This is a genomic window from Carnobacterium pleistocenium FTR1 (assembly GCF_000744285.1).
Classification (GTDB): Bacteria; Bacillota; Bacilli; order Lactobacillales; family Carnobacteriaceae; genus Carnobacterium_B; species Carnobacterium_B pleistocenium.
On the sequence record NZ_JQLQ01000002.1, the window covers coordinates 641192 to 660777 of the forward strand.

At 34.5% G+C, this 19586-nt stretch carries 26 protein-coding genes; 17 read left to right on the forward strand and 9 right to left on the reverse strand.

Going from position 1 to position 19586, the window contains the following annotated elements; translation table 11 throughout:
- Window positions 1-185: 185 nt before the first annotated feature.
- The 6 genes from fni to BP17_RS03270 are packed head-to-tail and all read right to left on the reverse strand — an operon-like array spanning window position 186 to window position 6022.
- Complete coding sequence (gene fni / locus BP17_RS03245) at window positions 186-1256, reverse strand: type 2 isopentenyl-diphosphate Delta-isomerase (RefSeq protein ID WP_035051603.1); 1071 nt, start codon at window positions 1254-1256, stop codon at window positions 186-188.
- A gap of 42 nt (window positions 1257-1298) precedes the next feature.
- A complete protein-coding gene (locus BP17_RS03250) occupies window positions 1299-2375 on the reverse strand; it encodes a phosphomevalonate kinase (RefSeq protein WP_035051606.1) in 1077 nt (358 codons plus the stop codon).
- A 42-nt stretch (window positions 2376-2417) separates the two neighbouring features.
- Window positions 2418-3404: a diphosphomevalonate decarboxylase gene (gene mvaD, locus BP17_RS03255; protein WP_198022502.1), complete on the reverse strand. Its 987-nt coding sequence runs from the start codon at window positions 3402-3404 to the stop codon at window positions 2418-2420.
- Window positions 3388-4341 carry a mevalonate kinase gene (gene mvk / locus BP17_RS03260; protein WP_035051611.1) on the reverse strand — a complete coding sequence of 318 codons (954 nt, stop codon included), beginning with the start codon at window positions 4339-4341 and terminating at the stop codon, window positions 3388-3390. The genes mvaD and mvk overlap by 17 nt, the downstream gene beginning before the upstream one ends.
- Window positions 4342-4395: 54 nt before the next feature.
- Entirely contained in the window at window positions 4396-5754 is a 1359-nt protein-coding gene (locus tag BP17_RS03265) for a tripartite tricarboxylate transporter permease (protein WP_035051613.1), read from the reverse strand.
- A gap of 28 nt (window positions 5755-5782) precedes the next feature.
- Window positions 5783-6022, reverse strand: a complete 240-nt coding sequence (locus BP17_RS03270) for a hypothetical protein (RefSeq protein WP_035051615.1) — start codon at window positions 6020-6022, stop codon at window positions 5783-5785.
- 218 nt (window positions 6023-6240) lie between these two features.
- Between BP17_RS03270 and coaA the strand changes: the two genes are divergently transcribed.
- Both coaA and guaA read left to right on the forward strand, forming a co-directional pair.
- A complete protein-coding gene (gene coaA / locus BP17_RS03275) occupies window positions 6241-7164 on the forward strand; it encodes a type I pantothenate kinase (protein WP_035051617.1) in 924 nt (307 codons plus the stop codon).
- Window positions 7165-7275: 111 nt separating this feature from the next.
- Window positions 7276-8826: a glutamine-hydrolyzing GMP synthase gene (gene guaA / locus BP17_RS03280; RefSeq protein WP_035051619.1), complete on the forward strand. Its 1551-nt coding sequence runs from the start codon at window positions 7276-7278 to the stop codon at window positions 8824-8826.
- Window positions 8827-8907: 81 nt separating this feature from the next.
- Here guaA and BP17_RS03285 read toward each other — a convergent pair whose 3' ends face one another.
- The 3 genes from BP17_RS03285 to BP17_RS13015 form a co-directional block, all read right to left on the reverse strand.
- Window positions 8908-9978, reverse strand: coding sequence for a site-specific integrase (locus BP17_RS03285; RefSeq protein WP_035051621.1), 1071 nt, complete (start codon window positions 9976-9978; stop codon window positions 8908-8910).
- Window positions 9979-10110: 132 nt separating this feature from the next.
- Entirely contained in the window at window positions 10111-10752 is a 642-nt protein-coding gene (locus tag BP17_RS03290) for an SHOCT domain-containing protein (protein ID WP_035051623.1), read from the reverse strand.
- A 5-nt stretch (window positions 10753-10757) separates the two neighbouring features.
- Entirely contained in the window at window positions 10758-11174 is a 417-nt protein-coding gene (locus BP17_RS13015) for a helix-turn-helix domain-containing protein (protein WP_051910429.1), read from the reverse strand.
- A gap of 161 nt (window positions 11175-11335) precedes the next feature.
- Between BP17_RS13015 and BP17_RS03300 the strand changes: the two genes are divergently transcribed.
- From BP17_RS03300 to BP17_RS03370, 15 genes are all read left to right on the forward strand, one after another.
- Window positions 11336-11539, forward strand: a complete 204-nt coding sequence (locus BP17_RS03300) for a helix-turn-helix transcriptional regulator (protein WP_035051625.1) — start codon at window positions 11336-11338, stop codon at window positions 11537-11539.
- 44 nt (window positions 11540-11583) lie between these two features.
- Window positions 11584-11859: a hypothetical protein gene (locus BP17_RS03305; protein ID WP_035051627.1), complete on the forward strand. Its 276-nt coding sequence runs from the start codon at window positions 11584-11586 to the stop codon at window positions 11857-11859.
- Window positions 11828-12022 carry a MerR family transcriptional regulator gene (locus BP17_RS03310; protein WP_051910430.1) on the forward strand — a complete coding sequence of 65 codons (195 nt, stop codon included), beginning with the start codon at window positions 11828-11830 and terminating at the stop codon, window positions 12020-12022. Before BP17_RS03305 ends, BP17_RS03310 begins: the two co-directional genes overlap by 32 nt.
- Window positions 12023-12037: 15 nt before the next feature.
- A complete protein-coding gene (locus tag BP17_RS03315; protein ID WP_035051630.1) occupies window positions 12038-12262 on the forward strand; it encodes a hypothetical protein in 225 nt (74 codons plus the stop codon).
- 34 nt (window positions 12263-12296) lie between these two features.
- On the forward strand, window positions 12297-14216 hold the full coding sequence (locus BP17_RS03320; protein ID WP_035051632.1) for a DNA primase family protein: 1920 nt from the start codon (window positions 12297-12299) through the stop codon (window positions 14214-14216).
- Window positions 14217-14570: 354 nt separating this feature from the next.
- The gene (locus BP17_RS03325) at window positions 14571-14924 is read left to right on the forward strand and encodes a hypothetical protein (protein WP_035051635.1); all 354 of its coding nucleotides are present in this window, start codon (window positions 14571-14573) and stop codon (window positions 14922-14924) included.
- Window positions 14921-15196, forward strand: coding sequence for a Mor transcription activator family protein (locus tag BP17_RS03330; protein ID WP_035051637.1), 276 nt, complete (start codon window positions 14921-14923; stop codon window positions 15194-15196). The genes BP17_RS03325 and BP17_RS03330 overlap by 4 nt, the downstream gene beginning before the upstream one ends.
- A 130-nt stretch (window positions 15197-15326) precedes the next feature.
- A complete protein-coding gene (locus BP17_RS03335; RefSeq protein ID WP_035051640.1) occupies window positions 15327-15755 on the forward strand; it encodes a terminase small subunit in 429 nt (142 codons plus the stop codon).
- 274 nt (window positions 15756-16029) lie between these two features.
- A complete protein-coding gene (locus BP17_RS03340) occupies window positions 16030-16587 on the forward strand; it encodes a hypothetical protein (protein ID WP_035051643.1) in 558 nt (185 codons plus the stop codon).
- Window position 16588: 1 nt separating this feature from the next.
- Entirely contained in the window at window positions 16589-16840 is a 252-nt protein-coding gene (locus BP17_RS03345; protein ID WP_035051645.1) for a hypothetical protein, read from the forward strand.
- Between the two features lie 4 nt (window positions 16841-16844).
- Window positions 16845-17534 carry a hypothetical protein gene (locus tag BP17_RS03350; protein WP_035051648.1) on the forward strand — a complete coding sequence of 230 codons (690 nt, stop codon included), beginning with the start codon at window positions 16845-16847 and terminating at the stop codon, window positions 17532-17534.
- Between the two features lie 36 nt (window positions 17535-17570).
- Entirely contained in the window at window positions 17571-18065 is a 495-nt protein-coding gene (locus BP17_RS03355; protein ID WP_035051650.1) for a hypothetical protein, read from the forward strand.
- Window positions 18055-18732, forward strand: coding sequence for a hypothetical protein (locus BP17_RS03360; RefSeq protein ID WP_156955992.1), 678 nt, complete (start codon window positions 18055-18057; stop codon window positions 18730-18732). Before BP17_RS03355 ends, BP17_RS03360 begins: the two co-directional genes overlap by 11 nt.
- A gap of 1 nt (window position 18733) precedes the next feature.
- Window positions 18734-19180: a hypothetical protein gene (locus BP17_RS03365; RefSeq protein ID WP_035051654.1), complete on the forward strand. Its 447-nt coding sequence runs from the start codon at window positions 18734-18736 to the stop codon at window positions 19178-19180.
- 8 nt (window positions 19181-19188) lie between these two features.
- Window positions 19189-19581, forward strand: coding sequence for a hypothetical protein (locus BP17_RS03370; RefSeq protein WP_035051655.1), 393 nt, complete (start codon window positions 19189-19191; stop codon window positions 19579-19581).
- Window positions 19582-19586 lie beyond the last annotated feature (5 nt).

The following is a 19586-nucleotide window of genomic DNA, read 5'->3' on the forward strand; positions in this document are numbered from 1 at the left end:
AATTCAATGTGAATTACACAGCATTAGCGCTTTAGCGATTAGGCTGTGTTTGAAGCTTGAAAGCCTGAAGACTTCTTTTCAGGCTTCAGGCGCTTCCATGACTCCACAAGTAAACCCGTCTATTCCAGAAGGAATTTTATCTTGAAGCATCCACACCATTTGACCTAGAGCCTAAATAAGTAAATTTAACGATTTTGTGAAGAACGATTAGCAAAAAGCGACGCATCGATATTACGGGCGTCACACCAATCTTTTACTTCGCCTAACAGAATCACATCAGTTTGGTTTAAGTCATTGACCGTTTTTTTCCCAAGTAAAGTCATGATTGATGCAATTTGTTCTTTCCAAGCCATTACTTCTAAAATCGTAGCTTCTACGCCATCTCTTAAAGCCATGTGCAAGAAGAGTCCTGAGATCCCTACTGCACGTGCTCCTAAAGCTAAAGACTTAACAATATCTAAAGGGTTACGTATACCGCCTGAAGCAAGTATTTCAACTTTATCGATGAAAGGCTGCGCTTCTACTAATGAAATAACGGTCGATTGACCCCAATCTTCTAAGTAATCAAATTTTGCACTAGTGCGACGATAGTTTTCAATTTGAGCAAAGTTTGTGCCACCTTGGCCACTAATATCAATCGTTTTTACCCCAATGGAAGTTAATTGTTGGATTGTTTCGCGACTCATGCCAAATCCCACTTCTTTAACAATGACCGGCACAGCTACTTGTTGAACGATTTTTTCTAAATCTGCTAACCAGTTTGAAAAATCACGGTCGCCTTCGGGCATGATGATTTCTTGAGGCGAGTTGATATGGATCTGTAAGGCGTCTGCTTGGATCAAATCAATTGCTTTTTTGGCATTTTCCAAAGTTTGACCGGCACCAAGATTGGCAAAAAGTTTACCAGTAGGATTGGTTTCTCGAATGATGGTAAAACTGTCTTTAACAGAAGGATCTTTAAGAGCAGCACTGATGGAACCAGTGGCCATAGCGATACCCGTTTCGCGAGCAATCAAAGCCAGTTTTTCATTCACCTTTTTTGTCCAAGTACTTCCGCCGGTCATGGCATTAATGTAAAAAGGGGAGTCCATATCTAATGTAGCAAAAGAAGTAGAAATACTTGCATCCGCTACACTCATTTCTGGAAAAGAATGATGGACAAAACGGAAAGAATCAAAATCAGACTTTCTGGTCTCTTTAGCAAACTTTTCGGCTAATGAAACATGTTCGTTTTTTCGATTATTCGTTGGTTTCATAATGTGATCCTCCAAACTTTTTTATCTGTCAAGAACGAGTGACTAAAGAGTTGTTTTTTTGTAGACATGTAAGGGTAAATTAATGATGCCTTCTTTTTCCCAATCTGTAATAAGTGACAATAAACCTTCTTTTCGATTGAAAATGACAATTCCACAATCGCCACCACCAGCACCTGATGATTTAGCAGCTCCATTGAAAGCTTCTGCCATGCCACACAGCTTGGTTAAAGCCGGTGTCTCGATCGTAACAGATGTGTCCTGACTCATTTGTAGTAAAAGTTGACGATTTTTTCGAATTTGACGTTGAATCTCGGTGACATTTCCTGCTTGAAAAGCAGCAATCATTGCATTGACACATTGTTTGCTTTTTTCTAGGAAGGTTTCATAAGCCATGGCATCTTGGCTACGTTTATTGATGACTTCATCTACTAAATGGGAAGTAGATGCGGGTGAACCTGTCCATCCGATAACGAGACGTAAGTCTTTTGGCGGAGTTAGTGGCGTAAATGATAGATGCGGCCACTCCATTTCGAGCAGTTCTTTTACGGTAGTGTGTTCATTTTGTTCTAGCACCCACTGAGGGTCAAATGTTGTAAAGGCCAACCAGCCACCATAAACGCTTGCGGCTACATCGCCACAAGATCCATTGCTTTTAACGGATAAATGAGCCAAAGCAGCTAGCTTGAATATAACATTTTTGCTGTCGGTAAGTTCATAAAAACGGCATAAGGCTGTTACGGTAGCGACTGTGACAGCTGCACTTGAACCTAGACCATATTTTTTCCCTTTGGAGCTGTCCAATTCGCTATCCACCGTTAAGTGATAGAAAGACAGTTCTTTTCCTTGTTCTTTTGCGTATTCTTCGGTTAATCGAATAGCTGCTAAAATATAATGAAAAGGATTTTCCCGTTTGTCTAATACTAAGCGGTCATTTTCGCGTTTCCATAAAATAGGAAGATTCCCATACTGAAAAGAGGTGATGCTTCCAATGTGTTCAGATGTTTCAAGTGATACGGTAATAAATTGATCAACCGCTACTAAAATAGCTGGATAACCTGGTTCAACAACAGCGTACTCGCCTGCAATATATAATTTACCTGGTGCAGAAGCTTCAATCATAGTGTCATTCCTCCTAAATAATAAAAAACAGTTTCAAAAATTTTAGAACGTTATTTCTTTTAAGTCACTTCCGGGACCAGAAATAATGAGCTGTTCTTCTTTAAAGTAATGAGAGAACGCTGTTTTGATTTTCTCGCTATCAGATAAGCGGCAGAGCACTTTAACATTTGGACCGGCATCCATTGTGAAATAACAAGGAATCCCGTTTTTCCGTAATTGTCTTACCAGTTGCATCGCCAACACACTATCGGGTTCCCAATAAGAAATCGGCGGATTAGCTCCTAACATTGTAGCATGCATTTTCATGCCATTGCTCTCTGTAAGCTCTCCAACCTGTTCAAAATCCTGTTGGCGGATAGCTTTCTTGATATTAATCAAATCGATAGCTGTACTTTCAACCCATCCTGAATAAAAAGGGGAGGTTGCGACGGTTTGTTTCATTCCTTCACGGCTGGAAAGTTCTTTTTGGTTTTTGTTCACGACGACGACGACCATGCCGATATCCCAAGCTGCTTCATCTACTTTGACAGCGTAAGAATCTGCTGAAGAAGTTCCTTTTTGCCATTCTACAAATCCGCCATAAATACTGCGGGTAGCTGACCCAGAACCTTGTCTGGCAAAAATAGAAAGTTCCTGCGGAGAAAGATTCAAGCCAGTTGCTAAATTAGCGGCTCCGGCTAAGGCTGCCATCCCAGAGGCAGAAGAAGCTAGGCCAGCAGCTGTTGGCACATAATTGGTACTTCTGATGATTGCGGGTGTTTTTAAACCCGCTGTGTCTCTGAACAAATTTAAGAAGCGGCTAACTTTTAAAGTAGCAGCTTCATCTTGGATTTTGTCATTTAAATAAAACGTATCTTTTTCAACAGATTCATCAAAAGATACGGCAGTTTCTGTGTAAAACGCATCTAAAGTGAGCGATAAACTGCTACTTGTAGGCAAGATAAGAGCGTCGTCTCGCTTTCCCCAATACTTAATCAAGGCAATATTTGTATAGGCACGTACTTTTCTTGCATTACTCAACTTTGTCATCTCCTAATGGGTGTGTCCATGTATTTACGGCACCAGCATCTGATAAAGCGGCTGAAATCCGTGCGGCAGTGTCTTTGTCAGCGGCTAAAGCAATCATACAGCCTCCGCGTCCACCGCCTGTTAGTTTTGCTCCTAGAGCTCCATTTAGTCGTGCTGTGCGCACTAAATGATTTAATGTCTCATTGCTTACCCCTAAAAAGGAAAGTGTTTCATGAGCTGTATCCATAACTGACCCTAATAGTACAGGAAGATTGGATTCAATTGCAAGTTTGGCTTGTTTGGCTAAATCCCCTAATTGATGGATAGCGTTCATCGTTTTATCTTGATTTTCGCGATTTAATTGAGCAATACTAGCAACGGCATCTCTTGTTTGGCCTTTTAAACCAGTATCCGCCACTATCAAATAAGCAGACAGCGACAAATGAAAGGGTACAAAAGGTTTGCCTTTTATATAGTAAAGCGGGTGTCTACCGCTTGTCATAGCTGCATCCAAACCGCTTGGATTTCCATGAGCAATCGTTTCAGACACATTTGCTAACGCTAACAGTTGGTTGTCTGGGAGGGGAGTTGAAAAATAGGCGAACAAAGCACGGACCATTGCAATGGCTACTGCAGCGCTTGAACCCATGCCCCTCTCAACAGGAATCGTACTTTTGATGGTTAATTTGAAATCCTTTAATTCTTGCTTCAATTCACTCATCGTTGATTCTACAACAGCCATCAGGTTTTCTAAGTGTGTAGGTGCGGAAGCTAAATTTCCTTGATAATAAACACAGTCTAATTGAACTGGACCTTCAACTGCTGTAATGGTCACTTGAATGTGTGTGGCAGGAAAAGGAATGGCTATGGCAGGTTCTCCATAAACCACAGAATGTTCCCCCATTAAAATGATTTTTCCATTGGCAGTTCCGGTTGTACTTTGACTTATATTCAACATGTTGTAACTCCTTTATTCCATAGGAAATTTTTATTTGATTCAATTTGCTATCAGTTAGAATTGAGCGATCTTTTCAACTAACCAAGGAGCAGCGTATAACGTCATAAACTGAATACCATAATTCATGCCCAATTTATTTAACGTTCCACTCGTAATACCAATCAACAAAACCCCAAAGATATTAAGCAACCCAGCATCCATATAAGCTAACAGTAAAATAAAGGAAATAAATAATCCTAGAATAGCTTCATGCGGAATTTTTTGTAAAACAAATCGTGAAATTATCCCAGCGTATCGATTGATCACGATGTAGCTAGTAAAAGCTGCAAGAATTGAACCAATTAGAATAGCAAAAGTGAATTCACTCTTACTCAGTATATGATGCAAGTTATGTTCGATGGTAAAAACTGGCGGAGCATTGAACAAAGGGCTTCCAGGTCCAATAGACGTTGGCGATAAAGGAATCCCTAAAGCCACTAAAGGAATAATTATCCCGGAAAGGTAAGTTGATTGTGCTAAAGCACTCATGGTAATAATAGCTGTAGAAGCCTTTTTAACGGGATCTTTTATTTTATTTGCTACAAATTCACCAAATAGAATAATCAATCCAACCGGACTTAATACAAAAATGAAATTTGAAATCAGGGCTGAAAGAGAGGCTGCTTTTAGTTCGCTTTTAGACAGTAGTTTAAAAGGATTGATTGTTTGATGGGCCGTTGGACTTTTTGGCAATGTAATTTTTTTGAACTCATCGGTCAGCATTTTTTCACGACTGGCTTTATTAAACAATGAGAGGATCGAGATGATCAAAGGACCGATCGTTATGCCTAAAAAGAATGAAGTTGTAATATTAACATCTTCCGGCACGACACCCATTCCCCAATATAAATGACGCAATCCTTGGAAAAGGATTGCCAAAGGAAGGATGCTAACTAAAGATAAAATTTTATTCTTTCCTAATAAAGAAAGAAAAATAGCCCCAATTACGAATAATAGAGAAGAATAGGGCTGAATGATTTCAGCAAAAGGTGTTAACAGCTCAGCTAGCAATAAAGCAGTAGGAACGGATATCAGTGTTCCTATTAAAGATCCAGAGGTCATTTTTTTAATCGTGATCTCAGACATGCCACGATTTTTTAAGTATAACGCATGTCCAATCATTGGGCTAGAAAGAACGCCACCCGGAAGTCCAACTAAAGCAGTTGGCATTGAATTTGTTAGATTTAGCGTAACAATTGCTGCTATAAAAAAGGTTAACACAACAACCGGTTCTGTTCCTGCCAAAATGACAGCTAACGTAACGGGCATCAAAACAGATGTTTCATCGGTACCAGGGATGAAACCTATAAAAGTATATAAAACAATGGCTGCAAGGGCAGCTATAACCATTTGAACCAACAATAACATTTCCATATTTTTTTGTTCTCTCCAATGCTAATTCTTACTTTTGTTCGTCTTCAATCGTAATAACTCTTTTGGGCTTAATGAAGATAGTAGAAAGAGTAAAACCAATAACTGCACCAGCTAGACCAAAGAATAGTTGTTTTGTTTTGTCATCACTTGGGGCTAAAAAATAGGCTCCCATCGTACAACTGCTAGACAGAAGGACCGCAATGATCAAATCTTTTAGGTCAACGACGTCTCCCCAAATTTCAATCTTTTCTTGTTTATCCTTTTTCATACCGTTCTCCTTTACCGTTTTTTTTCATTTATAGTCAACTTTAAACTAGATAGTTCTATACCAGGTAATATTTTACACTATAAATAAGAGATATGGCTAGTTAAGTTTCTTTTAAGACAGGTGTTTTCTCTCGAAATGACTAATAAAAAACTATAAAAAGGGGAGGAAATTTGGTACAATAGTTCGGAAGTCTAGGAACTCGGGGGTCTTATAATAATATGAAAGAGTCTGCTACATTTCATATCATTGAACGTGAAGAATGGAAAAAATTAAATAGTGAAGGCATTGCGCCATTGTCTTCAAAAGAATTAGATGAGTTAAAAGGATTAAATGACCAGATTTCCATTACGGATGTTGAAGAAATTTATATACCAATCGTTCATGTGTTGGACGTATACTTAAAAAATTATGAGCAATTACAAGTTAAGAAAAATAAATTTTTAAAGAATGAAACCAGTCAGAATACTTATATTATCGGGATCGCCGGAAGTGTGGCTGTTGGAAAAAGCACGACAGCGCGGTTATTACAAACGATGCTTTCAAGAGTGTACAAAGATAAATCGGTTGAAATGATCACAACAGACGGGTTCTTGTACCCCAATAAAATATTGCAGAAAAAAGGAATCATGAACCGTAAAGGATTCCCAGAAAGTTATGACATGAACCGCTTGATCGCTTTTCTAGGGGATGTCAAAAACGGGAAACCAGCAGTGGTTTCTCCGGTCTATTCTCATGAATACTATGACATTATTCAAGGTGAAGAACATGTCTTAAAACAACCAGATATTTTGATCGTTGAAGGTATCAATGTGTTGCAACTTCCTGCCAATCAGCAGATCTATATCAGTGATTTTTTTGATTTTTCTATTTTTGTAGATGCTGAAGCAAAATTAATAGAAAAATGGTACCTAGAACGATTTGGCCTACTATTAGGAACGGCGTTTAAAGAACCAGGAAATTATTATTATTCTTATGCACAAGGCAATCGAGAAGATGCATTTGAAATGGCTCGTGGCGTATGGGAAAATGTGAATCTGAAAAATTTGAAAGAATATATTTCGCCGACTAAAAATAGAGCAGAATTAATTATTCATAAAACAGAGAATCATTACATTGATCAGCTTTTATTAAAGAAATATTAAAGTAGAAAAGGGATACATCAATAATGCGGTTGATTAATGGTAGAATAGCCGTTAAACTTAAAAATAGATGTCAATAGATTTGAAAATAATAATATGGGGTGGACTACGTTTATGATTACAGATTTAGCAAATGTTGAAAAAATGGTGGTATTAGATTTTGGAAGTCAATACAACCAACTCATTACAAGACGTATCCGTGAATTCGGAGTGTACTCTGAATTGCTTTCTCATAAAGTAACAGCTGAAGAATTAAAAGCAATGAACGTTAAAGGAATCATCTTTTCTGGTGGTCCGATGAGCGTCTATGATGAAGGCTCTTTTTCTGTCGATCCTGAAATTTTTAACATGGGGATTCCTATTTTAGGTATTTGTTACGGAATGCAACTAATGACAACTGCATTAGGCGGAAAAGTCGCAGGCAGTGAAAATAGAGAATATGGTAAAGCTAGCATTACGATCAATGATCAAAAAGCACCTTTATTTAATTCATTAGCTAAAGATGAAACGGTTTGGATGAGCCATGGAGATTTAGTTACACAAGTGCCAGAAGGTTTTGTGGTTTCTGCAACGAGTCCACATTGTCCGATTGCGTCAATGTTTAATCCACAAAAGAATTTCCATGCCGTTCAATTTCACCCTGAAGTACGTCATTCAGAACATGGAAATGAAATGCTAAAAAACTTTACCTTTGATGTCTGTGAATGTGAAGGAAACTGGAGTATTGCTGATTTTATCGATTCAGAAACAGCAAAAATCCGTGAAACAGTTGGCGATAGAAGAGTATTGCTTGGCTTATCAGGCGGAGTAGACTCAAGTGTCGTAGGTGTGCTTTTACAAAAAGCTATCGGCGATCAATTGACGTGTATCTTTGTCGACCATGGTCTATTGCGTAAAGGCGAAAGCGAACAAGTAATGGAAAGCCTAGTTGGTAAGTTTGGCTTGAATATTATTCGTGTCGATGCAAAAGAACGTTTTATGGCTAAATTAAGTGGCGTTAGTGATCCAGAGCAAAAACGGAAAATCATTGGTAATGAATTTGTCTATCTCTTTGATGATGAAGCAACGAAGCTTAAAGGCGTTGATTTCTTAGCACAAGGAACCCTTTACACTGATGTGATTGAAAGTGGAACAGACACTGCTCAAATGATCAAATCACACCACAATGTCGGTGGACTTCCTGATGACATGCAATTCAAATTGATTGAACCGTTAAATACGTTATTTAAAGATGAAGTTCGTGAATTAGGAATCCAATTAGGAATGCCTGAAAGCCTTGTCTGGCGTCAACCATTCCCAGGCCCTGGTCTAGGAATTCGTGTTATTGGCGAAATAACAGAAGAAAAATTAGAAATCGTGCGCGATAGCGACTTTATTCTAAGAGAAGAAATTGCAGCTGCCGGTCTTGACCGTGACATCTGGCAATATTTCACCGTTCTTCCTGGTTTCCGCAGCGTCGGAGTAATGGGAGATGGCCGTACGTATGACTACACTATTGGAATTCGTGCCGTTACATCTATTGATGGTATGACAAGTGACTTTGCCCGCATTCCTTGGGATGTCTTGCAAAAAATCTCTGTCCGTATCGTAAATGAAGTAAAACACGTTAACCGAATCGTGTATGACATTACCAGCAAGCCACCATCAACTATTGAGTGGGAATAATTGCTAAAAGACTAAGAAGTGCCTATATAAAGGCTTTTCTTAGTCTTTTTATTTTTATTAAGTACATAAAACGTACACTTTCTATTTTTTGTGTAATTCTTCAAGTTTTGAAGCCACTTCATTTTGTTTGTTTGGATATAGATGAGAATAAACAGAAAGGGTAGTTTCTACTTTTTCATGTCCAAGTCTTTCTGCAATTAATAAAGGTGAAAAGCCCAATTCAATTAAATAAGATGCATGTGAATGTCTTAAATCGTGGACGCGTATTTTTTTAACTCCTGAATGTTTACATCCACGTTTCATTTCATGCCATAAATAATATTTAGTTGTTGGAAATAAGCGCTGGTTAGGTTCATAATCGTATAATTTACCAACATAGTTTTTTATAATTTCAGCAAGAAAATCTGGTATATTAATAATCCGTTTGCTTTTTGGGGTTTTTGGTTCCAATACCAAATCTTCACCATTCAATCTGGAAAAATTTTTATTAACTGAAACAGATTTTACCTCACCTTCTAAAATGAAATCATTTAGAGTTAATGCTAATAATTCACCTGAACGCATACCAGTCCAGAAGAGTAATTCAAAAATAACTTTGGATGTAGGCTTACTTTCTACAATAGCTATAAATCTTTCAAATTCATCAACAGTCCAAAATTGCATTGAATCAGCATTCTTTTTACCCATACTTCCACACTTTGCAGCTGGATTTTCAGTTAGATTATAATATTTTACTGCATAATTGAAAATAGCAGACAGTTGATTGTGAATCGTTTTCAAATACGTTTGACTATAATTATTCTCGTCATCTATCAACTTATTTTGCCATGTTCTAACTGTAGTTACAGATATCGTATTCAATGGCATTTTTCCGAAATATGGAAGGATTTTATTGTTGATGATATATTGTTTATTATTGAAAGTTGTAGGTTTTAATCTAGTTTTTGAATCCTCATAGTAATATTCTATTAAATTAGAAAATGATATATCCACATCCGCTTTAACTTTGTTCAAAAATTTCCGTTCAAATTCTTTTGCTTCACGTTGAGTTTTGAATCCTTCTTTTTTCTTTTGTTTGGTTTCACCTTGCCAATCTTTGTAATTAAATTTCGTGAACCAATTTCCTTTTGTTTTATTTTTATAAACAGGCATTAAATCATATCCCTTCTTATTCTATTTATGAACAGAAGTATGATATAATTTCACTGATGGGTGGACTATATCATACGGTGTAGTTCATTTTCAAAGTCCTTTGTGTTGGTAGCACAGAGGGCTTTTTTTGTCTTACATGCTAAGTAATTCAGCTTTTTTCATATCGAATTCTTTTTGATTGATAATTTCCAGATCCAATAATTCTTTATATTCTTTCAATTGTTCGGTAGGAGAAGAATTGAAAGAAATACTATTCGAATTTTCCATCAAGGGAACGGTGGGAATCATCTTGTATTTTCTCATTTGTTTTTTATCACATTTAAAACTGAACGTTCTAACTTCTTTAGTTTCTGTATTTTGCATTATTAGAATGGCAGTAGATTTATCTTTGGTTTTATTTTTACCAGACAGACCTCCAACAATCATTCCAGATGGTCCAGCTAACCCCAAACCAATAATAGAGCGACTTAAAACCTTTTTACCTTTAACTTGAATATTTTCCAACCATTCGAATTCAATCATGTTGTAGGCTTCCATTTCGTTTGTGTGCTTAGTTAAGCTACCAGGTTGCGAATATCTTAAGTAGGTTCTTCCATCTGAATGAATATTCATTGTCATTATAGAATGATTCGCTTTATTAAATAAATCTTCTGAAATTTGGATCACATAGGTCGAAGCGCCTTTTGTTAACTCATTGAATTGATTATCAAGTTTTTTCTGGTTTTTCTTTTCTTCAAGTTTTTCTTTTGATTTTCCGCTACCAAATAATCCCACTAAGGTTAACTTCCTTTCTTTTTTTTATTTATCAGTTTTACCATTTCATAAGTAACATTCAATGAACTCCTTAATAATTCCTTTTTTTCATCATCTAAGGCTTCCCCGTCAAACAGTAAGGTATGATTATCTGATTTTAACTGACTCACAATAAATTTCATCAATAATCCAACATCGGAATTAAAGTAATGGTCAAACTGTTCATATTTTTTGACCTCAATAGCCAATTTGTAAACTAGTTCACCTGGATCAACTTTTAAACCATCTGCAATCTTGTTTATAGTTTCCAGTGTTGGATTAGATTGTTCACCAGACTCCAATTTACTTATCATACTAAAACTTAAACCAGTTAATTCGGCCAACTCACGTTGGTTTATTTTTTTCTCTTTTCTGATACGCTTCAAATTTTCACGAAAATACATATCACACCTCCTATATGAATATATAGTACCACTATAAATGGTATAAATACAACATTAACACTTAAAAGTACCATTATTATTTGACTAATTCCACTGCTAGTGGTAATATAAACGTGTTGAAGGAATAAACGACCATTATTAATGGTATAAGAGGTGAAAAAATGAATATCAATCTTAAAGTTGCAAGAGTAAAGAAAAATCTTACACAAAAGGACCTCGCAAAAAAAGTAGGTGTAACAAATAAATATCTATCACAAATTGAAAATGGAGTTTCGAATAATCCAAGTAATGATTTGATGATTAGGTTGGCGAAAGAACTTGGTTGTTCTGTGCAAGAACTATTTTTTGAAGGCGTAAATAAATGATTGAAGATACCAAATAAGCAACTTTTGTTGAAAGGATGATGAAAATGTTTAAAGATCACATCATGATTGAAAAAAATATCATTCAAATTAATGTTGATGTTTTAGATGCTGCAAGTGTCATAAAGAATAAACGAAATAATGATGAGAATAATGGTTTGACGGTGGAAGAAATTAATTCAATAACTTATAGAATAATCTTCCCTGATGGATTTGTCGTTACTAGTTGGGAAAACAGAAAACTAATTCAAGAAATTTGGGAACCGAAAAATAAGAAAGGAATGATGATGGATGGGGGAAGTACAATACACGATTCCGAGTAATCGTTTTTATGCTGCTGAAGATGTTGCTGAGATTTTAGGAGTTTCAAAAGCAAAAGCATATAAAGTAATCAAAGAGTTAAATACTGAACTTTCAAAAAATGGAAAAATTGTAATTGCCGGTAAAATTTCACGCAAATACTTTGAAGAAAAAGTTTATTTATAAAAAGGGAGAATGAAAATGAAAAAAATTATGAAGCTTACGGAAGAAATTGAACAAACACAAACTGAAATTGATGTATTGGTAAGAGTTTTGGAAGAAGAAGATTTTAGTACAAATTTTAAAGCATTTCACTTAAGTGTAATTCGCAATATGCTGAGGGAAAAGGTAGATAAACTGAAACGTCAAACTGAACAGCTCAATACAATGCTACGCGGACATGAAGATGATAGTAGTAAATCTTAACATATCAAATGCAATCGGAAAAGGGTGAAGCTAATTGTTTTATAAGGGGTACATCATAATAAAAAATAAAAAGTCAATAGAAAAAATAAAAGGGAGAGACGAGTTCAAAACCTTTGAACAAGTTCAATCTCTACCTGATTATGCTGGAATATTGGCAAATGAAACGATTCTAATTGATGTTGATAATTATGAACAATCAGAAATATTGATGGATATTGTTGAAAATAAGCAGCTACGTTGTCGAGTTTATGAAACAACAAGAGGGAAACATTTTCTTTTTAAAAAACCAGATGAGATTGAACATAATCGAACTGATGCAACGTTAGCAGTAGGGATAAAAGCGGATATTAAATTGGGTTCCAAAAATAGTTATGAGGTATTAAAACATAACGGAATTGGAAGAGAAATCATTTATGATTTGTTTGATTATGAAGAATCTGAAGTAGCTCCAAAATGGATGTTTCCAATGCAAAAAGAGTCCGATTTCTTTTCACTTGGTGAAGGTGATGGGAGAAATCAAACTCTATTCAACTACATTTTAACGCTTCAAAGTGAAGGATTTACCAAAGAAGAATCCAAAGAAACAATTAACCTTATTAATAAGTATATTATATCACAACCACTTGATGAAAGTGAGTTGGAAGTCATTTTAAGAGATGGTGCCTTTCAAAAAGAACTATTTTTTAAGAAGAATCAGTTTTTGTTTGATAAATTTGCAGTGTTCCTTAAAAACAATGCACATGTAAAACGAATTAGTGATCAACTTCATATATACCAGGATGGTATTTATACTCAAAACCGTGCAAGAATTGAAGGTGAGATGGTAAAACACATTCCTATTTTGGCAAATGCCAAAAGAAAGGAAGTTATGAGCTACTTAGAAATTATCAATCCAGAAAATGAAAAGGTAAGTTCACCCGAATATATTCTATTCAGAAATGGTGTTTTGAATATTCAAACGAGTGAACTGACTGCTTTTAGCCCAGAATATATCATAACGAATCAAGTACCATGGGATTACAACCCAAATGCTTATGACGAAATAACAGATCAGACATTGAATAAAATGGCCTGTAACGATCCGGCTATTCGCTACTTATTAGAGGAGTTAGCAGGATATACTTTATATAGAAGAAATGAATTGGGTAAAGCCTTCATTTTAACTGGTGAAAAATCAAATGGGAAATCAACTTTTATTGATGTTTTGAAAAATATGCTTGGTGAAAAAAATACTGTTTCATTGGACTTGAATGAATTAGGTGAGCGGTTCAAAACGGCTGAACTTTACGGAAAACTTGCTAACATTGGTGATGATATTGAATCAGAATTTATAAAGAACACGGGCATATTTAAGAAACTAGTGACAGGTGAGCGATTGAATGCAGAAAGAAAAGGACAAGATCCATTCGATTTTAACAATTATTCTAAAATGATTTTCAGTGCTAATAACATTCCCAGGCTTGGTGGTGGTAAAGACACTGCAGCAATCGCAAGAAGATTAGTTATTATTCCATTTGATGCAAAATTCAGTTCTGATGATTCCGATTTTGACCCTTACATCAAGGATAAGTTAATTACACAACGAGCAATGGAATACTTAATCAAAATTGCAATCGAAGGATTAAAACGGGTCCTAGATAATAATAAATTTACGACCTCAAAGCGAATTAATAAAGAAGTGCGAGAATATGAGTTGAGTAATGACCCGTTATTAGGATTCATACAACATTGTGAAGATGAAGAAATGAATATCATTCATGAAGTACTGGATGATGTTTACCTCAGGTACACGATTTATTGCAGTGATGGGAATTATGGAACACTATCAAGAAATGAATTCTCAAAACAAATTCAAAAACATTTGAATATAACGACAATCCAGAAGCGAATGGCTGATTACGGCGGCAAACAAAAACGGATTTTCATACCGATTGATACAACTGAAACGACTTAATTAAGAAGCTGTTTCACTCTTCAAACATTACTATATCAAGTGTTCAAGATGGTGAAACGACTGACACGGCTCAATATGAGTTCTTAATTAAAAGATAAGATAAATATCCTATTTATTACTTATATATACTAAATAATATAAGAATAGGGAAAAGCCGGCTCAGCTGTAACACTTAATAAATAAAAGTACTTTGAATCATTGATATGAGTGAGTTTTCAGGGTGTGACAGCTTAATTTTTTCAATAGTTTATAAACGACAAAAAAAATACACCACTCTCTCCTACCAAAGTTCGAGTGATGTATTTCGATTAAGCAGTGCACTTGATATATAAAAACAAATAAGGAGTGAATGAAATGAACGGAAAAGAATTCTTAGAATTTTATGATCAAATTGAAGAGATTAAAAATATTGAATGGCTAGTTACAGATGAATACGATTTAAGTAAAGGTGAAAATGGGATGAGTGTTATATTTACGATTGATGACAAACAACTCACATTAGATTATCCGAACCCAACACTTCCATTTGAAAAACGGGAAATGAATTACGTAGCCATTGTTATGTTGGTGAATAGGTGTATTCGTCAGTTGACAGGTCATGACTCGCTAATGATGAGCATACACGGTAATGGTGTGACAGCTGGAAGTACTATTTCATCAACAATCAATTATGCTCGCCACCTTTTAAGAGAAAAACGAGGTGAATGAATTTGGTTTCTATTGCTCACGACTATGTTATTGAAGTTATTGGTGAAGATAAATTTAACGAACTATGTGAGAAATACGCTGGTCATACTCTCTATTTCCCAAAGAAAAGGAATCCATTCAACACTACTAATGAACGTAATGAATGGATATTTAAGGCCTTTATGAGTGGAAGAGGGTACGAATTCATTGCAAATGAGGTAGGTTTACAACGAGATACGGTTATTAGAATCATAAAAGAGTGTACGAAAACAAAAAAAGAATCCTTGAAATGAGGGTTCTTTTTTTAGTCGGAAAATGTTTATAAAATCCGAGGAACCTTGTTAAATCAACATTTAAAGTGAGGTTATTGATATAATTAAGGTATGAAATATTAATGATTGAACGAGAAAGAGAGGTGAAACCATGGTTAAATTGACTTTAAAGCAGCAACGTTTTGTAGATGAATATCTTATTACAGGAAACGCAACGGACTCGGCTATTGTTGCCGGATATAGTAAAAAATATGCTGGTCAGAATGCAGATAAATTACTAAAAAATACTAAAATCAAAACCTATATAGATGAACGATTGAAGGAACTCGGAGATGAGAAAATCGCCAAACAAGAAGAGATTTTGCAATATCTAACATCAATTATGCGCGGTGAACAAACAGAACAAATTTTACGCGGTATGGGTGAGGGATACCAACAACTCATTGATATTGAAGTAGGAGCAAAAGACCGCATCAAAGCAGCAGAACTATTAGGTAAGCGTTACGGAATGTGGACCGATAAAGTTGATATCTTTGGTGAAGTAGTATTTATTACTGGAGATGATGAAATTGAAGAATAGAAATGCTAAGAGCCTAACAAAACCTAACCTTAGAGCCGAAATCAAATGCTCATGTGCTTATGGTAAATCATGGTATTTGAAATAGCTATAAACCCTTGCTAAACGTGGTAGTAGATTGCTTGCAAATGATAAGGTTAGAGAAGAGATCAAACGACTGAAAGAGTATCTTATCAGTAGTTTGTAAAAGAATGAATGCAACAAAACGCAACGCAAAGTGATGCAGAGTAATATGGAGATTAGAGTAAAAATACCAATAGAAAGAAGGAAATATAAAATGACAAATGAAGAGATTTTAGCTTTAGGAGAAAAAGAATTTAAAAATTATATTGGAACGGAAAGAAATAAAGCAATAAATCAAAATTTAAAGCTTAAATTGAATGGATTGAAAAATCAAAAGAATTATTTAGGAAAATCTGTTGCAACGCTAATACAAGAATCAAATGATGCTTTAGATGATGCAAATACTGAAATAGCTATTACAAAAGGTAATGAGATTAAAGCTTTGGAAAATGAAATTAGTATTTTGGATAAAGTAATGGAACGTCTATTGGCAAATAATGAAACACTGGTAGTTATTGATCGCGAACGTTTTGATGAACTAAGTAGACTAGTAAGAATATATTATGCTGAAAAAATTAATACTACTCGAAATGAATTTGATGAAAAATTACATGATGTTCTTCCAATAAAGAATGAAGGAGATAGATTATTGAAGGAACAAAAAAGTTTATTTACAGGGTTTGATAATGCTTTAGGATTAAGAAATGTTTATAAGGATTCAGTGTTGAGTATTGATGAAAGAAATGCCTTAAGTATCTTATTGGCTAAATAATATGGATGATTCCATCAATGAAAATTTTAAAAAGTTGGCTTTGATTCAGAAATATCGTAATAAGGAATTAAAAGAAGCTGTATATCCTATCAAACCATGGTTAACTTTTCGGCGATTAAAAACGCAAGAAGAAATACAAGAAGCAGTTACTGCTATTAATCGAAATTATGATGAAGCAGCCAAAACAATCTATAAGGATTTAAATAAAGATCTGGAATCAAATGGATTACAGACTTATAAAAAAGGAGAGTAATAAAATGGGTGAATTTGTAGAAACTTTAAAGAAAAATATTGAGGTGTATCAAGCTTTTCTTGAAAAACTAAATGCTGATTCAAATGCAGCAATCAATAACATGGTTGAAACAGGAAGTATTTATACGGATGAAGGTTTTGTTCAAGTTTTAAGGGGTCAAGTAGATGGCTTGAAAAGTGAGTTTCAAACACACGTAGAATCATTGAATTTTAAAGTAAAAGAAACCATTAAAAATGAAAAAAGCAAATATTTCGAACAGAAGAAAACAAAGACCACTGACTATACTATGCAAGTTAGCAATGCATTGAAGTTTTTAGAAATAGAAGGTGAAACTATTACTGATGAAAAAGCTTTCTTAATTCTGAAAGATTTCATGGGTGATGATGAGACAATTCATTTATTTAAAAATGTCATCGAAAAACAACTTAAGCCAATGAATGCATACCGGATTACTAGCTTCAAGAAAACATTTGGTGAAGAACCTGAAAAAGAAGCACTTTTAAATACTTTTGAACAAATGGAGTCAACCGCTAAAAATTTATTCATTCGTCCATTAACAAAACAAAATTCATCTATCCTAAGTGGCCAAGAATTTATTTCCAAATATATGGGAGGATATGAAGATCTTGCGGGTCCAATAAACTTGTTGAATTTGGCTGAAATTGTAGAGAATCTAGTGCATGAAGATAACTAAACTTATTATATTGATTTTATTGAAGGTGGTGATTAGTTGATCTCAGACGAAGATTTGATTTCACAATACTTTTATTTACACAAAAGAATTGAAACAACCAAGAAAAGAATGCAGTGGTATGAAAATAATTTTTGGAGTAAAAATCTTTATACATCTATTCAGGAAAGAGACGGGAAATTGATAACAAACGCATTCGATATTGAAAATCAAGTAATCAGTTACCTTTCCACAGTAGTGAGTGCAGAAGAACATCTTTTGTTATTGAAATTCAAGTATGAACACTTTATGCGTTACCTGGACAAGTTATCCAGTAATAAAAGATACTACTTAGTTCAACGATATAAATACAATGAAAATGTTATCAATGATGAGTTAGATAATGAAATTATGGATGAAGTATCTGAAATTGAAACAGCGGTTCACTTTCGATTTGAATCAACTATTGAAGAGGAAAAAGTGGATTCAAACATACTAGATGAAGATCCACAAGAGTATTTTAAAAAGATGATGGAGTTGATCAGTGTTGAATAAAAAATACTCGTATGCGATTAACTTGCTTGGAAATTGGAAGCTGTATTCTGAACGAATGGATGATGAGGACGAAGAAAATTTAAAAATACTTTTTGCTGGATTAAAAACTTTAGCTAAAAATGAAAGAGATTTAGTATGGAATATTTATTATTTAGAAAGAACAACGCATGAAGACTTAACTAAAAATCATTCTATTTCTCTTACGGAATTTAGAAAAAAACATACAGCTATTTTGGATAAAATGACAAAAGCTATTAAAGACAAAGAAGAGAAAGAAAGAATATTAACTGAAGAGTTAATGAGTGAAGCTAAATTCTACTTACTTAGATTTCAAATTTTGAGAGCTGCTACTTTACAAGACAGAATTAAAGTGCTAACTGAATTGGAAAAATATCCGTGGACGGTAAAATCTCCCCTTAATAAAATTATTTTGGGCGGAGATACAACACGAGATAGAATCGAAGTTTTAACTGAGTGTGTAGAATGTCTATCTAAAGTGAAATATCCCATTGATAGAATCATTTTGAGAGGTAGATACAGTATGAATAAATCTTGGGATGAAATTGGTCGCATTGTGGGATTAAGTGGAAAACAAATGTCGAGAAAAGAAGAACATGCGTTGATAGAATTCGGGAAAATATTACGTCAAGAAAAAGAAGGTAATTAATGTGAATCAAAATATTGAAGTGATAAATGAAAATCTATGGTTGGTTAATTTTCACTATATTGATCAAGGATATATTCCTGAGTTGAAAGATGTAAGTAGAAATCACACTGATTATAAAATCATTACCAAAGAAGGAACCTTGATATTAGACAAGGGCTACAAAGAAGGTTCTGAACTAGTTCCAATTTTCAGTTACGTGATGAACCTTGATGATAAACGTTTAAAGGAAAACCAAGCTTTTAAATCATTTTTAGCCGAAAGTAATCCTAAAATAGCAAACTGGGATGAAAAACTAATGGATACCTATATTGGTTACCATCATTTAGAAGCAGCATTAAAAATGTTCAATGAAATTTCCGTGCTTGAGCAAACTAGACGAAAAGTAAAAAAAGAGTATAAAAACAGTCCAAAATCATTCGTTAGAAAGCTTTTCAATAGGAAAGGGTGAAGTATAACTTGCAAAAGATATTGAAACAGCTTTATGTGGCTAATTTTGACGAATTAGATACTATACCTGAAGAAAAGAAAGAAACTTTTTATTATTTGGAATCGAATGGAACGGTATTTATTAATAATAAAGATAAAAGCTTTGTTGGAAGTGTAAGTATTATGAAACATTTGATGCTACAACCAAAACAGGCTTTTGATAATAAATATATGTTTCACATTTTTTTAAAGAACTATTATCCAGAACACGAAAATATTAAATATCCTTCTTTCTGGAAGGAACTCATTATTGAAAATAACCATCAAGTTGCGGAATGTGTTTTTAATCATTTATGCACTTTTGAATTAAAAAGAAGAAGATTAGTAAAGAATTACCAAAATAATAAATTACAAAAAAGGTAGGTGAA

Excerpts from the sequence above, each read along its gene's own strand:
- BP17_RS03285 (WP_035051621.1), bottom strand. The coding sequence starts at position 9,978 with ATGCCTGTTTATAAAAATAAAACAAAAGGAAATTGGTTCACGAAATTT.
- coaA (WP_035051617.1), top strand. The coding sequence starts at position 6,241 with ATGAAAGAGTCTGCTACATTTCATATCATTGAACGTGAAGAATGGAAA.
- mvaD (WP_198022502.1), bottom strand. The coding sequence starts at position 3,404 with ATGACAAAGTTGAGTAATGCAAGAAAAGTACGTGCCTATACAAATATT.
- BP17_RS03265 (WP_035051613.1), bottom strand. The coding sequence starts at position 5,754 with ATGGAAATGTTATTGTTGGTTCAAATGGTTATAGCTGCCCTTGCAGCC.
- BP17_RS03350 (WP_035051648.1), top strand. The coding sequence starts at position 16,845 with ATGGGTGAATTTGTAGAAACTTTAAAGAAAAATATTGAGGTGTATCAA.
- BP17_RS03335 (WP_035051640.1), top strand. The coding sequence starts at position 15,327 with ATGGTTAAATTGACTTTAAAGCAGCAACGTTTTGTAGATGAATATCTT.
- BP17_RS03345 (WP_035051645.1), top strand. The coding sequence starts at position 16,589 with ATGGATGATTCCATCAATGAAAATTTTAAAAAGTTGGCTTTGATTCAG.
- BP17_RS03340 (WP_035051643.1), top strand. The coding sequence starts at position 16,030 with ATGACAAATGAAGAGATTTTAGCTTTAGGAGAAAAAGAATTTAAAAAT.
- BP17_RS03325 (WP_035051635.1), top strand. The coding sequence starts at position 14,571 with ATGAACGGAAAAGAATTCTTAGAATTTTATGATCAAATTGAAGAGATT.
- guaA (WP_035051619.1), top strand. The coding sequence starts at position 7,276 with ATGATTACAGATTTAGCAAATGTTGAAAAAATGGTGGTATTAGATTTT.
- BP17_RS03300 (WP_035051625.1), top strand. The coding sequence starts at position 11,336 with ATGAATATCAATCTTAAAGTTGCAAGAGTAAAGAAAAATCTTACACAA.
- BP17_RS03270 (WP_035051615.1), bottom strand. The coding sequence starts at position 6,022 with ATGAAAAAGGATAAACAAGAAAAGATTGAAATTTGGGGAGACGTCGTT.
- fni (WP_035051603.1), bottom strand. The coding sequence starts at position 1,256 with ATGAAACCAACGAATAATCGAAAAAACGAACATGTTTCATTAGCCGAA.
- BP17_RS03330 (WP_035051637.1), top strand. The coding sequence starts at position 14,921 with ATGAATTTGGTTTCTATTGCTCACGACTATGTTATTGAAGTTATTGGT.
- BP17_RS03250 (WP_035051606.1), bottom strand. The coding sequence starts at position 2,375 with ATGATTGAAGCTTCTGCACCAGGTAAATTATATATTGCAGGCGAGTAC.
- BP17_RS03305 (WP_035051627.1), top strand. The coding sequence starts at position 11,584 with ATGTTTAAAGATCACATCATGATTGAAAAAAATATCATTCAAATTAAT.
- mvk (WP_035051611.1), bottom strand. The coding sequence starts at position 4,341 with ATGTTGAATATAAGTCAAAGTACAACCGGAACTGCCAATGGAAAAATC.
- BP17_RS13015 (WP_051910429.1), bottom strand. The coding sequence starts at position 11,174 with ATGTATTTTCGTGAAAATTTGAAGCGTATCAGAAAAGAGAAAAAAATA.
- BP17_RS03310 (WP_051910430.1), top strand. The coding sequence starts at position 11,828 with ATGGGGGAAGTACAATACACGATTCCGAGTAATCGTTTTTATGCTGCT.
- BP17_RS03315 (WP_035051630.1), top strand. The coding sequence starts at position 12,038 with ATGAAAAAAATTATGAAGCTTACGGAAGAAATTGAACAAACACAAACT.